Origin of the sequence: Shinella sp. H4-D48 (assembly GCF_022637395.1) — a bacterium.
Classification (GTDB): Bacteria; Pseudomonadota; Alphaproteobacteria; order Rhizobiales; family Rhizobiaceae; genus Shinella; species Shinella sedimenti.
The window spans coordinates 1,737,395-1,750,060 of record NZ_CP093337.1 but is presented as its reverse complement, the minus strand read 5'-3'; the positions used below and the strand labels follow the sequence as shown (position 1 = coordinate 1,750,060).

The window sequence follows — 12,666 nt, the reverse complement described above, 5'->3', positions numbered from 1 at the left end:
CCTCCCGCCGCGTAGGCGGACATCAATGGAAGCAGAGGATGCGCGCAATGTCCTTGCAAAGCGGCTTTACGCAGGTGGCCCATATCGAATAATATTCGAAAAAGGGCAGAAATTCCGAAGGAAATTCGAATGTCTCAACTCGATGCTATCGATACTGCGATACTGAAAGTCATTCAGCAGCACGGCCGCATCTCAAACGCGGAGCTTGCCGAGCGCATCGGGCTCTCGCCCTCGGCCTGTTCGCGCCGCCTCGACATTCTCGAGAAATCCGGCGTCGTGACGGGCTATCATGCCCGCGTGTCCGCCAAGGCGCTCGATTACAAAATGATCGCCATCGTGCACATCTCGCTGTCCGGGCAGTTCGCCAAAACACTCACGGAGTTCGAGGCGGCCGTGAAACTCTGCCCCAATGTGCTGGTCTGCTACCTGATGTCGGGGGAATACGACTACATCCTGCGCGTCGCGGCGAAGGATCTGGAGGACTACGAGCGCATCCACCGAGACTGGCTTTCCGCCCTGCCCCATGTCGTGAAGATCAATTCGAGCTTTGCCCTTCGCGAGGTCATCGACCGGCCGAATGTCGGGATCTAGCACGCCACAACGCGGTTGCGGCCCGCACTCTTGGCGGCGTAGAGACGGGTATCGGCTGCCGACAGCAGCGCATTCAGCGTCGTGCCATCCGTGTAGCTGTTGGCAACGCCGATACTGACCGTCACGGCTATGTCGTCCGGTCGGCGAATTTCGGCTTCCACCAACGCGCGAAGCGCCTCGGCATGCGCTCGCCCGGCCTCCGGCTCAAGATCCTCGCAGATCACCACGAACTCCTCGCCTCCGAAGCGGAAGACGCGGTCGCCGCTGCGCACCGACGCCTGCAGCCGGCCCGCGAGGTCCTTGAGAACACTGTCGCCGGCGAGATGGCCGAAATGATCGTTGATGTCCTTGAAATGATCGGCATCGACGATCATCAGCGCCATGGGTTTGCCCGCGGCCATCATGGATGACAGCATGCGCGGCGCTTCGAACTCCAGCCGGCTGCGATCATAGACACCCGTCAGCGCATCCCGACCCGAGCGGTCCAGCAGATCCTCGTAGCGTTCACGGAACGTGAGATCGGCGAAGATATCGGCAATCGGCCGCGGCGAAACCGGAATGGCCGAGATACGCGAATAATAGAGATAGATCGAAATCAGCACTGCATAGGCGCAGGCCGCCATCATCTTGGCGATCCAGCCACCCCAGAAAACGGCGATCGGCGCACCGTTGAGGAAATTCAGCGCCGCGTAGAAACCGATCTGGTCGAAGGTGAGGACTGCGATGCCAGCGACGAAGAAACGCATGGTCGTGCTCTTCTTGAAGACGCGGCCGAGGCGCTCATAGAGCAGGATAATGGCGAGCGAATCCACATAGAGCAGCATCGTGCCCCACAGCATCAGCCAGCCCATCTCGTCGATGAAGGCAAGGTCCGCGACGCGCCCGGGCACCGCGCCGATGGTCTGATGGTGGCGCAGAAAGAAACTCAATCCCACCGTCAGGAAATTGCCGGCGAGAAGTCCGTAGATGGGCGCGCGGACGACAGCCGCATCCTCCTTCACATAAAGGAGCAGGATCATCATCAACTTGCCGGAAAACAGCACGGACGAGCCGGGTGAGATCACGCCAAACGGCAATTCGATATAGAAGACGGCGGCGAGATAGGTCTCGAGAAAATGCATCACGCCGAGTGCGGCGACGAAGACACCGATGCCAAGCTGGTGGCGCAGATGCAGGATCGCCACCATGAACACGAAATAGAATCCGGCCTCGATGAGAAGCAAGATCAGATTTTCAGTTCCCATGTCCGGCCCGTCGCGTCATCGACCGCCTTTCGGCCGCCTCATTCAGTGATGTTTCAGCCGATACAGGCAAACACGCCGGTTCTCCAGCGCCCTAAAGCAACGGTTGCCATTTTTTCGAATAATGGTTTCGATCGCCTGGACGTCAGACCTGCCGGCTTTCCACGCCATCGGCAAAAAGCGATGCGCCATGCTGGTCGGCGATCTGCTTGGCCTTGCGGAAAGCCGTGGCCACCGTATCGTCGCGCGAGGTGAATATATCCGCGCGGATGAAGCTGCGGACCAGAACCCTGTCGCCGTCGTGCTTTTCGATTCGCCCGGCAAGACGGTACTGGCTGCCCTCCTGGATCGGGGCTGCGACGAGAAGAAGGTCGTTATAGGCCTCGGTTTCCTCGACAACCTTTGCCGGAGATGCCGAGCCGCCGCCGCGACCGAAGAGTTTTGAGAAGAAAGAAGCCATGTGCGTTTGCTACCACAGGCCATGGCGCCCTCCAAGTGCAGAGCGCCATGCTGACGGTTCTCCTAGATGATGAGGTTGGCGAGAATCTCGTTTTCGGTGATGTCCTGATAGCCGAGCCCTGCCGCATTGAAAGCCGCCCTCAGCGCCGTGAAGTTCTCCGGCGCCTTCGTCTCGATGCCGATCAGGATGGAGCCGAAGTTGCGGGCTGATTTCTTCAGATACTCGAAGCGGGCGATATCGTCGTCGGGGCCGAGCATGTTGAGGAAGTCGCGCAGCGCGCCGGGACGCTGGGCCAGGCGCAGGATGAAGTATTTCTTGAGGCCCGCGTGGCGCATCGCGCGTTCCTTGACATCAGGCAGGCGCTCGAAATCGAAGTTCCCGCCGGAGACGACCACAACCACCGTCTTGCCTTCAAGCGCCTCACGCCCAAGCGCCTCCAGCGCCGTCAGAGACAGCGCCCCTGCCGGCTCGAGCACGACACCTTCCACATTGAGCATATCGACCATCGTGACACAGATCGCATTCTCGGACAGGAGCATCACCTGGTCGGACGAAAAGCGCTTGAGGGCGTCGAAGTTGAGCGCACCGATCTGCGCGACGGCCGCGCCGTCGACGAAGTTGTCCACCTTGTCGAGCGTCACGACCGCGCCGCTCTCGAGACTGCGCTTGAGGCTCGGCGCGCCTTCCGGCTCGCAGAACAGGAAACCCGTGGGATCGATGACATCCTTGAAGTAACCCGTTACGCCGGAGGCCAGCCCCCCGCCGCCAACCGGCAGCACCACGAGATCTGGCAGCCTGCCCTCTCCGAGCTGTGCGGCGATCTCGGCCGCGACCGTCGCCTGCCCCTCGATGATGTCGACGTGGTCGAAGGGCGGAACCATCAGCGCGCCGGTGGCCTCGGCATGGTCGCGGGCCGCCTTGTAGCACTGGTCGAAAAAGTCGCCAACGAGCCGGATCGTGACGAACTCGCCGCCGAACATGCGGGTCTTGTCGATCTTCTGCTGCGGCGTTGTCACCGGCATGAAGACGACGCCCGGCACGCCGAAATGGCGGCAGACAAAGGCGAAGCCCTGTGCGTGGTTGCCGGCGGACGCGCAAACGAAGCTGCGTGCGCCCTGTGGATCGGCCAGCACCTTGCGCAGAAAGTTGAACGCCCCCCTGATCTTGTAGGAGCGCACAGGCGAGAGATCCTCGCGCTTGAGGTAGACCTCCGCGCCATAGCGGGCGGAGAGATGTTCGTTGAGCTGGAGCGGCGTTTCGGGAAAAAGCCCGCGCAAGGCCTCCAGGGCTGCGTCGACGTCGGATGTCATGCTGTGGTCCGTCTTCGGTTGGGATGCGGTTCGGTAGGCTGCATGTCGTGCCTTCGGCAAGGACAGAGACAGACAAAGACGATCATTCTTCCGACCCTTATGCGATCCCGTGGCTCGCCCATGCGTGGCAGGGCGCAGCCAATCCCATCACCCCGGGGCGTCCTTGAGTTTGGACGTCGCAGAGGCTATGGCATATCGACGCGACGGTTTCCACCCGCCCTGGCCGAGATGGCCTCATTGAGACCAACCTTGAACGCCACGATCTTCCGTTCCGCCATCAATATCGCCGCCATCGTCGGCATGTACATGTCCGTGGCGATGCTCGTCCCGGCCTTTATCGACGTCTATTACGGCCATCCCGATTCGGAAGTCTTCTTCTTGTCCGCCTTCTTCACCGGCGGCCTTTCGCTTGCCACGGCCGCGGCCACCCGTTCCGGCCCACCGCCCTTCAACAAGCGCATGGGCTTTCTCGTCGTGAACATGCTGTGGCTTTCGGCCAGCATCATCGGCTCCATCCCGCTGTGGCTGTCCTCGATGAAGCTCAGCTACGCGCAGGCCTTCTTCGAATCGGTCTCCGCGATCAGCACGACCGGATCCACCGTCATCGTCGGACTGGATCACGCGCCACCCGGAATCCTGATGTGGCGGTCATTGCTGCACTGGCTCGGCGGCGTCGGGATCCTCGCGCTCGGCCTTTTCATCATGCCCTACCTGCGCGTCGGCGGGATGTCCTTTTTCAAGCTGGAATCGTCTGATACCGCCGACAAGCCGTTCGCCCGCATAGCGAGCTATACACGCGCGTTCCTCGCAATCTATGTGTCGATCACCCTCATTTGCGCCGTCACCTATGCGGCCCTGGGCATGACCCGATTCGATGCGTTGAACCACGCCATGTCGACGGTCGCGACCGGCGGTCTTTCGACGCATGATGCCTCCTTCGGCTACTTCAAGAGCTTGCCGCTCCTGTGGGCCGCCACCTTCTTCATGACGCTTTCCAGCCTGCCGTTCTCGGTCCTCATCCTGTTCGTGGTGCGTGGCCGGATCGATGCCTGGCGAGACCCGCAGATCCGCGTCTTTCTCGGCTATCTCGTGCTGTTCGCCATCGCTGCCAGCATTTTTCAGCGGCTGCAGAACGGCGTGAGCTTCCACGAGGCGCTGGCGCATTCCTTCTTCACCGTCTCCTCGATCCTGTCCACGACAGGCTTCGTCAGCGATGACTATACGAAGTGGGGCCATTTCATCGTGGCACTCGCCTTCGTAGCAACCTTCATGGGCGGCTGTTCGGGCTCCACCGCGGGCGGCCTCAAGGCCTACCGGCTGATCATCCTGTTCAATTTCATGCGCACCGGCCTCTACCGCCTGATCTATCCCGATGGCATTCATGCCGTGCGCTACGGGACCATGACGGTGGATGTCGATTTCCAGCGCACGGTCTTCCTGTTTTTCCTCACCTATGTGAGCATATCTGCGATCGGCGCCATCCTGCTCGGCCTCATGGGCTATGACGTTCTGACGGCCGTCTCGGCCGCTGCCACCTCCCTCTCCAACGTTGGCCCGGGCGTCACGGAGGCCATCGGCCCGTCGGGTTCGTTCGCGATTTTTCACGATGCCGCACTCTACCTTCTCTCGTTCCTCATGCTGCTCGGTCGTCTGGAAATCCTCACCGTGCTTGTCATTCTGACGCCGCTGTTCTGGAAAAGCTGACCGGGTACAGCCCGTCGGGCGTTCTTGACTGTTGTCACGCTTCTTCGCATCTTGCCGAAATCGGCTGGAGGAAGACGGAATGTTCGTTTCGAAGTCACTGTTGCCCCTGTTTCTTGCCGCGTCGCTGGCACCGCCGGCGCTTGCCGGACCGCTTGTCGATGCCGCAAGGAAGGCCGAGGAACAGGCCGTGGCCGGTGATCCCGTGGGGGCACACAACACCATCCGCGACGCCTTCGGCGCCTTCTCCGCCACGCTCCCCTTCACGATCGGCAAGGCTGTGTTCGTCGCCGCGCCTCCCGAGGGATACGGCATGTACGCAACGCGTCACACGTCGGAGTTCAAATCCGGAGAAGCCTTGATTTCCTATGTTGAGCCCGTCGGCCTCACCTGGCGGGCGGTCGATGGCGGCAATCTGGAATCGCATTTCACCGTCGATCTCGAACTGCTCGATCCAAAGGGCGCTAAATTGGCCGAACAGAAGGCATTCGGCTCTTTTGATTTCAAGGGGACCGTGCGCAACCAGGAAGTCTTCGCCAAGCTGACGCTCAATCTCAGCGGCCCGCCCGCCGGCGATTACGTGCTGCGCTACCGTTTTCGCGACACGGCGAGCGGTGCCGTCGCCATCAGCGAACAACCCTTCAAGATCGTGCAATAAGCCGGCTACCGAAGTTTTCCACAGGCTTTGAGAGAATTGTGACAAGGCCGAATCCGTGCTTTCCAGCGCATGGGCGCTGAATTATGACAGCGACATGACAACCCCAGCCATGTAAGGGGCACCCATGCTCTCGCTGTTTCGCAAACTCATGCCGCGTGAAGACCGATTCTTCGACCTCTTCGAGCGCCATTCCCGCACCGTCGTCGGCGCTGCCGAAGCGCTCCAGGCCGTCCTGGCCGGCGGCCCGGACATGGAAAAACACTGCGACCGCATCGTCGCGCTGGAAGACGAGGCGGACGCGATTACGGCCGAGGTGCTGCTTGCCGTGCGCCGCAGCTTCATCACGCCTTTCGACCGCGGCGACATCAAGGACCTGATCCAGTCGATGGATGACGCCATCGACATGATGCACAAGATGGTCAAGACCATCCGCCTCTACGAGCAGACGAGCTTCCAGCCCGGTATGCAGGAAATGGGCGCGGCCGTCGTCAAGGCCGCCCATCTCATCGCCGAAGCCATTCCTCTGCTCGACAAGGTGGGCGTGCACGCCGATCGCCTCAGCACGATTGCCCAGGAAGTGACCCGTGTCGAAGGACGCTCCGACGAACTGCACGATCAGGGCGTGAAAGAACTCTTCAAGACCTACGGCAAGACCGACCCGATGGCCTATATCATCGGCAGCGAGATCTACAGCGAACTGGAGAAGGTCGTCGACCGCTTCGAGGACGTGGCAGACGAAATCAGCGGCATCGTGATCGAGAACGTCTGATGGACGCCACCCTCGCCCTGCCGCTGCTCATCGCCCTCGTGGGCATCGCGCTGCTCTTTGACTTCCTGAACGGCCTGCACGACGCGGCGAACTCCATCGCCACCATCGTCTCCACGCGTGTTCTTCGCCCGCAATATGCCGTCATGTGGGCGGCGTTCTTCAATTTCATTGCCTTCCTGTTCTTCGGCCTGCATGTGGCCGAAACGCTCGGCAAGGGCATCATCGACCCCTCTATCGTCAGCCCGCTCGTGATCTTCTCTGCCCTTATGGGAGCGATCATCTGGAACGTGGTGACCTGGATCTTCGGCATTCCCTCGAGCTCCTCGCATGCGCTGATCGGTGGCCTGGTGGGCGCAGGCCTTGCCAAGACGGGCTTCGACGCCGTCGTCTGGAGCGGCCTGATCAAGACGGCGAGCGCCATCTTCCTGTCGCCCGCCATCGGCTTCTTCCTCGCCCTGATCCTGGTCCTCACCGTGTCCTGGATCTTCGTGCGCCAGACACCGTTTGCCGTCGATCGCACCTTTCGCGTGATGCAGTTCATCTCGGCCTCGCTCTATTCGCTCGGCCATGGCGGCAACGACGCCCAGAAGACGATGGGCATCATCGCGGTGCTTCTCTATTCGCAGGGCTATCTCGGCGGAGAATTCTACGTGCCCTTCTGGGTGGTCATCACCTGCCAGGCCGCCATGGCGCTCGGCACGCTGATGGGCGGCTGGCGCATCGTCCACACGATGGGCTCGAAGATCACCCGTCTCAACCCGATGCAGGGCTTCTGCGCGGAAACCGGCGGGGCAATAACCCTCTTTGCCGCCACCTGGCTCGGTATTCCCGTCTCGACAACGCACACCATCACCGGCGCCATCATCGGTGTCGGCGCGGCCCGTCGCGTCACGGCCGTCCGCTGGGGCCTTGCCGGCAACATCGTCTGGGCATGGATCATCACCCTGCCCTCGGCCGCGGCCATCTCGGCCTTGTTCTACCTGGTGTTTGCCGCCATTTCGGGCTGATCAAAAAACGGAAAAGCCCGGTGACAGCAACATCACCGGGCTTGCGTCGTATCAAACGGCGACAACTGGCACCATCACGGCCGCCCGGATACCTCAGAAGCCGGACTCTTCGCTCTCCAGATCGCTTCCCTCGCAGGCAGATACATTGGCGACCTCATAGGTCGTCTTGCCCACGCCAGCCGGCGGAACGGGCGTCAGCGTGACGATGACGTAGCATTCGGAGTTCTGCACCCGCCATTCGATCTGCCCATTGTCGCGCGTGCGAACCTGCTCCAGCGTATCGAACGGTCTCTCGCCCATGGCCGACGAAACCTTGTTACTGCCAATGACCGCCTGAACCTGCTCGGCCGCATCGTAGAACCCGGAAAGTGCCGCCGATGCCGGCATTGCGAGGCCGAGCAGTACGAAAGGTGCGAAAAACGCGTATCTCATGAAGTCCTATTCCCTACCGTAAAAATGAATTGCCGCCATTGTGCACCAATCCCGCCCGACGCAAACCGCATCGGCACCGGATTACGCGGTAAAAACAAAACAATGAAAGACACCCGGCCCGGCCGGATTTCCCCGCCCCCGATCTAGCACCAGCGCCGCGCTTGTCAAACGCCAGAAGAGAACCTGACGCATGAAGGCGCCGTCAGCGGATCTAGCGACCTCGACAAGTCGAAATTCCCGGGCGAACATCTGACGGTTTTAAAGAAATTCTCTGTTGAAGAGATCAAGGTGGTGAGCGCGCAGGGATTCGAACCCTGGACCTACTGATTAAAAGTCAGTTGCTCTACCGGCTGAGCTACGCGCTCCCAGGCGGTGCGAAGCGCCCCGCGGAAGTGGGCGGAACATATGCAGGAGGTTGTGCATGGTCAACCCGGAAAATGCACGGGAAAACAGCTTTTGCAACGGACTGTGGATCGCCTCGCCCTCGCGGGAAGCCGCCGCGGCCGGTTGGCTCAGTGGACGGTGTATTTCATGAGGCCGAGCGACCAGTTGACGCTGCGATTCTCCACATCGCGCGTCCAGGTCTGCTTGAGCGTGCCGGCGATGTCGGCGATGGTGGTGCGCGCATCCAGTTCCTTGGTCAGTCCGTAACCGTTCGGAGCCACGCCTGTGAGATCGACGTCGTCGGCAACGACGATGGCGACCAGCACATTCTCGCTGGGGCCCTCGGCCTCGAAATCGAAGCCGTAATAATCGTCGGGAATGGTGATCGGCGTGCCGGGCGCCAATCGCGTGATCTTCTGCGCCGCTTCATTCGGAAATATCTGCGTCGCCTTGCCGTCCGTGTCGACGTCGTAAAGGATGAGATGGCCGCCCGTGCGGCTTGTCACGGAAATGCGGAAACTGTCGCCGTTCTTGAGATGATCCGAGGACAGCGCGACCGCGACATCGCCGCTCTCGGCCTTGCCGAGGATGTCGCCGATGGCATCGACCGGGTCGGCTGCCACATACGCGGTCTGCGCCGTGTCCTCGACCTTGACCTCTTCGATTTTGCCGTAATCCGGCGTTTGCTGTTGTGTGTCGGTGGCGGAAACCGTTGGGCTTGAGGCGCTGGCGCCAAGCAGGGCATAGTTCACCTCGAGCTGCGGATCGAGGCCCTGGCACTGGCTTTGCGCCGCGCAATAGGCCTGTGACTGCTTCTTGACGTATTCGAGCAGTTCCGCATTCGAGACGATACCATTACCGTTGCTGTCGGCGGCCGAAATCTCGTGGCCGTTGACATAGGATAGCGTGAAGACGCCGTGACGCTCCTCCGGCGGCAGGCGCGTATCGTCCCAGGCGACCTGGTAGGAGGAGGCCGCACTCCACGCTTCCACCCCGCTCTCCTTGGCGACGACGGGCTTCACCAGGGCGACATCGACGCGCAGGCCGCGCGTTTTCACGGCGTCGGCCGGTTTGGCATGGGGTCGCGGCAGGAAGCGGGCGCTTTCCATGGCGTCGCCGACTTCCGTCGACAGGGACCGCGAGATGGTGCCGGAATGGCAGGCATCGATGACGATGGTGACGGCGCGGTCCTTGAGCCTGGCGAGCATGGCGTCGATCTCGTCGTCGAGGATCACGTTCGACCAGTCCCCGTCGCCGGCCACGATGTCATAGGTCGACAGCGCCTCGTCCAGACCATCCTCCTCGTCGCCGCTCACATCCTTCACCTGCAGGCCGTGGCCGGAAAAGTAGAGGTAGACGCGGTCGCCCGGCTGCGTGCCATTGACGAGCCATTCGTCGATGCTGGAGAGGATGGCGGCCCGCGTCGCCTGCGCGTCACGCAGAACGCGAACGGCGTCCGCCCCGTAGCCGAGCTTTTCCTTCAGCAGTTTTTCGATGAGCGGAACATCGTTCTTCGGGCCTTCCAGGAACATCTTTTCCGGCAGGTTCGCATAGGTGCCAATGCCGATCACCAGCGCGCGGTCCGCAGCGGCGGCGACGGCGGGCAACGACAGCGAAAGCAGAAGGGCAGCGGCATAACGGATCATCAGAGCGTTTCCCGCGTATAGAGGGGCTGGATGGCGACACTGGCCTCCTTGCCGTCGAGACGCGTGACGAGCGCCTGCAGCAGGGTTTGCGGTGTTACCTTCGGATCGGCAAGCACGGCGCCAATGGCATCGACCGGCTCCGCCGTCCAGATGGTGATCAGATGGTCTGCACCATAGGGTTTCACCACCTCGACATCCGTCAGCTTGAACTGCCCGCTTTCGGTGCCCGCCGCCTGCATGTCAAGGAACTGCACCTCGCCCGTATTGGCGAGATTGAAGACGAGCATATTGGGAAAGCGGCCGGGCGGTGCATCAAAGCGCAGGCGATCGCCGGCGGCGTAGATATCGCGGGCAGGCTTGAGCGAGACCGATCCCGGATTCTGGCTCGCCATGGCTTTCAGAAAATCCAGCAGCACGAACTTGTCGACGACCGACTGGATTCGGTCCGCCCCGATATTCTCGCCCGCAACATCGCCATTCGGCGTGTAGAACACGCCGCTATCCACATCCCAGCGAAACGGCGTGCCGGTGCCTTCGGCATTGCTCGGCCGCTCGGCGGCTCCGGTGATCTCCAGAGCGATCTGGCCCGTCCAGCCAAGATCCTTAGCCGGCTTCATGACTTTGTGTGCCGCGCCTGTTGCAGCGCCTTCGGCCGTATCGACCGGAAGACCGCGCGTCAGCCGCACCACGACCTCGCTTTCCGAGCGCGCCACCTGCGGCATGAAATTGGGCACCTGCAGGGCTTCAGAACGGTTCTTCACGTTGCTGAAGATATAGTCCTCCAGCTCGATGCGGGTGATCACGCCGTCGCCGTCGCGATCCGCGCTGCCCTCGACGGCGCGGGCAAAGCTCCAGCTCAAGGCGCCGCGGGGCTCTCCGTCGATAATGACCTCCGGCGTCGGCTGGCTTTCGAGCGAAGCGGCGAGCACCGTCACCTGCTTGAAGTCGATTTCCTTGACCTTCGCGCCCTCGATCGCCTCCTGCGACGGGGCTGCGAGCTTCACCGTCACCGCCGGCGCAAGGCGTGTCTTGCCTGTGATCGATCGGCTCATGCCACCGGAAAAGCAGCTGTCGGACACGAAGAGCACATGCACACCCTTGCTCTCGGCCTCACCGAACCAGGCATTCATCTCGTTGTCGACGATGATCTCGTTGAAGGTCTCGTTGGCGCGGTTGCGGTCGAAGCCGGGCAGCTGGAGAAATTCATCCAGCCCATCGGCCTCGTCGCCCGGAATGAGTTCGGGCATTTGCGCGCCGTGGCCGGCATAAGTGAAGATGATCGTATCGCCCGCGGCAGCTTTCGCTACAAGGTCCGTCCAGGCCTTGCGGATATCGTCCTTGCGCGCCTGTTCGTTCGTGAATTTGACGACATCGAACCCTGCGGACGACATCGCGCGATAGACATCCTCGGCATCACGCACCGCGCCGTCCAGGCTCACGTCGTTGGGATATTTATCGACGCCGACCACGAGCCCGTAAGTCTGTGCGGCAAGCACCGGGGCGGGAAGCGCCAAGGCAATCGAAAACGCGAGCAGGCGGTAGAGGGGTCTGCGCATCCTCATTCCACGTCCACTTCCACGCGACGGTGCAACTGGTTCAGTGTTTCCGTGTCATAGGCGCTGGCATCGTCCGGCTTGAAAGGCTCGTCCTCGCCCTTCCCGACCGTGGCGATCGTGCCGGGATAGCCGGCATCGTGCAGATAGGCCTTCAGCGTCTCGGCGCGGGCGAGCGAAAGCTTGTAGTTCGCGGCCGCGGAACCGACTGGATCCGTATGGCCGATCAGCGTGATGGCGGTCGGCTTCACCGCCTTAAGGCATTCGGAAAGATCCTTGGCCGCCTCAACGCCATCAGGCGTGAAATCCGCCGTCCCGAAGACATAACGCACGGGCGTCGACTTCTTCTTGATCTTCACGCCGCGGAAGGAGACCTTGCAGCCACCGCGCATGGCCAATTGTACCGGTCGTGGCGCGGCAAGGCGCATCTCGCTGGCCAGCTTGTCGAGCCGCAGGATGTATTGCTCGTCGGGCGCCATCCATTCCGGCGTCAGCGTCTCGTTCGATCCGTCCTCCAGCGCCATCTGATAGAAGCGGGCGGCGGCCTCGTAGTCCTTGCGCTCGCGCGCGAGATCGCCCAGCGCGTCGAACACCTGCCAAGGGCCGCCATATGCCTTCTGGAGGTTCTCCAGTTCAACCCGGTGCGCGTCGAGCCTGTCACCGCCGGAGACCGCCGTCGAAATGCGGTTGAAGGCGGTGAGGCCGGCGATGCGGCCGACCAGCGTGCGCTCGTTGGCGCTGCAATTGGCAGTACCGGCCGTCTCCGCGATTGAATGCGCCTTCTGCGCGTCGCCGGCGTTGAATGCCTCGACAACCCCCTTGAAGGCGTCGCAGGTAGCGGCGGCCGGCGCAGCACCGGCCAGCACGAAGAATGTCGCCGCAAGGGAACGCATCAGCATTGTCGGTTCAGCCCT

General features: G+C 61.8%; 12 protein-coding genes and 1 tRNA gene. 5 read left to right on the top strand and 8 right to left on the bottom strand.

The annotated features are described in order from the left end of the window. Nucleotides 1-129 precede the first annotated feature (129 nt). Nucleotides 130-591 carry an Lrp/AsnC family transcriptional regulator gene (locus tag MNR02_RS08435; RefSeq protein ID WP_134651863.1) on the top strand — a complete coding sequence of 154 codons (462 nt, stop codon included), beginning with the start codon at nucleotides 130-132 and terminating at the stop codon, nucleotides 589-591. Here MNR02_RS08435 and MNR02_RS08430 read toward each other — a convergent pair. From MNR02_RS08430 to ilvA, 3 genes are all read right to left on the bottom strand, one after another. Next, nucleotides 588-1,835 carry a diguanylate cyclase gene (locus MNR02_RS08430; RefSeq protein WP_241946480.1) on the bottom strand — a complete coding sequence of 416 codons (1,248 nt, stop codon included), beginning with the start codon at nucleotides 1,833-1,835 and terminating at the stop codon, nucleotides 588-590. The genes MNR02_RS08435 and MNR02_RS08430 overlap by 4 nt on opposite strands. Before the next feature lie 142 nt (nucleotides 1,836-1,977). After that, nucleotides 1,978-2,292: an HlyU family transcriptional regulator gene (locus MNR02_RS08425; protein ID WP_241595647.1), complete on the bottom strand. Its 315-nt coding sequence runs from the start codon at nucleotides 2,290-2,292 to the stop codon at nucleotides 1,978-1,980. A gap of 62 nt (nucleotides 2,293-2,354) precedes the next feature. Beyond that, nucleotides 2,355-3,602, bottom strand: a complete 1,248-nt coding sequence (gene ilvA / locus MNR02_RS08420; RefSeq protein WP_241946479.1) for a threonine ammonia-lyase — start codon at nucleotides 3,600-3,602, stop codon at nucleotides 2,355-2,357. Nucleotides 3,603-3,851: 249 nt separating this feature from the next. Here ilvA and MNR02_RS08415 point away from each other — a divergent pair, with 249 nt between their 5' ends. From MNR02_RS08415 to MNR02_RS08400, 4 genes are all read left to right on the top strand, one after another. Beyond that, entirely contained in the window at nucleotides 3,852-5,306 is a 1,455-nt protein-coding gene (locus tag MNR02_RS08415) for a TrkH family potassium uptake protein (protein WP_241946478.1), read from the top strand. Nucleotides 5,307-5,385: 79 nt separating this feature from the next. Next, nucleotides 5,386-5,961: a hypothetical protein gene (locus MNR02_RS08410; protein WP_241946477.1), complete on the top strand. Its 576-nt coding sequence runs from the start codon at nucleotides 5,386-5,388 to the stop codon at nucleotides 5,959-5,961. A gap of 124 nt (nucleotides 5,962-6,085) precedes the next feature. Further along, nucleotides 6,086-6,730 carry a DUF47 domain-containing protein gene (locus tag MNR02_RS08405; protein ID WP_241595635.1) on the top strand — a complete coding sequence of 215 codons (645 nt, stop codon included), beginning with the start codon at nucleotides 6,086-6,088 and terminating at the stop codon, nucleotides 6,728-6,730. Continuing rightward, nucleotides 6,730-7,737: an inorganic phosphate transporter gene (locus tag MNR02_RS08400; protein ID WP_134651877.1), complete on the top strand. Its 1,008-nt coding sequence runs from the start codon at nucleotides 6,730-6,732 to the stop codon at nucleotides 7,735-7,737. Before MNR02_RS08405 ends, MNR02_RS08400 begins: the two co-directional genes overlap by 1 nt. A 93-nt stretch (nucleotides 7,738-7,830) precedes the next feature. Here MNR02_RS08400 and MNR02_RS08395 read toward each other — a convergent pair whose 3' ends face one another. The 5 genes from MNR02_RS08395 to MNR02_RS08375 all read right to left on the bottom strand — a co-directional run bounded on the left by MNR02_RS08395 (nucleotide 7,831) and on the right by MNR02_RS08375 (nucleotide 12,651). Further along, nucleotides 7,831-8,169, bottom strand: a complete 339-nt coding sequence (locus MNR02_RS08395) for a hypothetical protein (protein WP_241946476.1) — start codon at nucleotides 8,167-8,169, stop codon at nucleotides 7,831-7,833. Nucleotides 8,170-8,458: 289 nt separating this feature from the next. Continuing rightward, a tRNA-Lys gene (locus tag MNR02_RS08390) sits at nucleotides 8,459-8,534 on the bottom strand. Between the two features lie 147 nt (nucleotides 8,535-8,681). Continuing rightward, nucleotides 8,682-10,199 carry a caspase family protein gene (locus MNR02_RS08385; protein WP_241946475.1) on the bottom strand — a complete coding sequence of 506 codons (1,518 nt, stop codon included), beginning with the start codon at nucleotides 10,197-10,199 and terminating at the stop codon, nucleotides 8,682-8,684. Further along, complete coding sequence (locus tag MNR02_RS08380; protein ID WP_241948794.1) at nucleotides 10,199-11,755, bottom strand: caspase family protein; 1,557 nt, start codon at nucleotides 11,753-11,755, stop codon at nucleotides 10,199-10,201. Before MNR02_RS08380 ends, MNR02_RS08385 begins: the two co-directional genes overlap by 1 nt. A 2-nt stretch (nucleotides 11,756-11,757) precedes the next feature. Next, nucleotides 11,758-12,651 carry an OmpA family protein gene (locus MNR02_RS08375; protein ID WP_241948793.1) on the bottom strand — a complete coding sequence of 298 codons (894 nt, stop codon included), beginning with the start codon at nucleotides 12,649-12,651 and terminating at the stop codon, nucleotides 11,758-11,760. Nucleotides 12,652-12,666 lie beyond the last annotated feature (15 nt).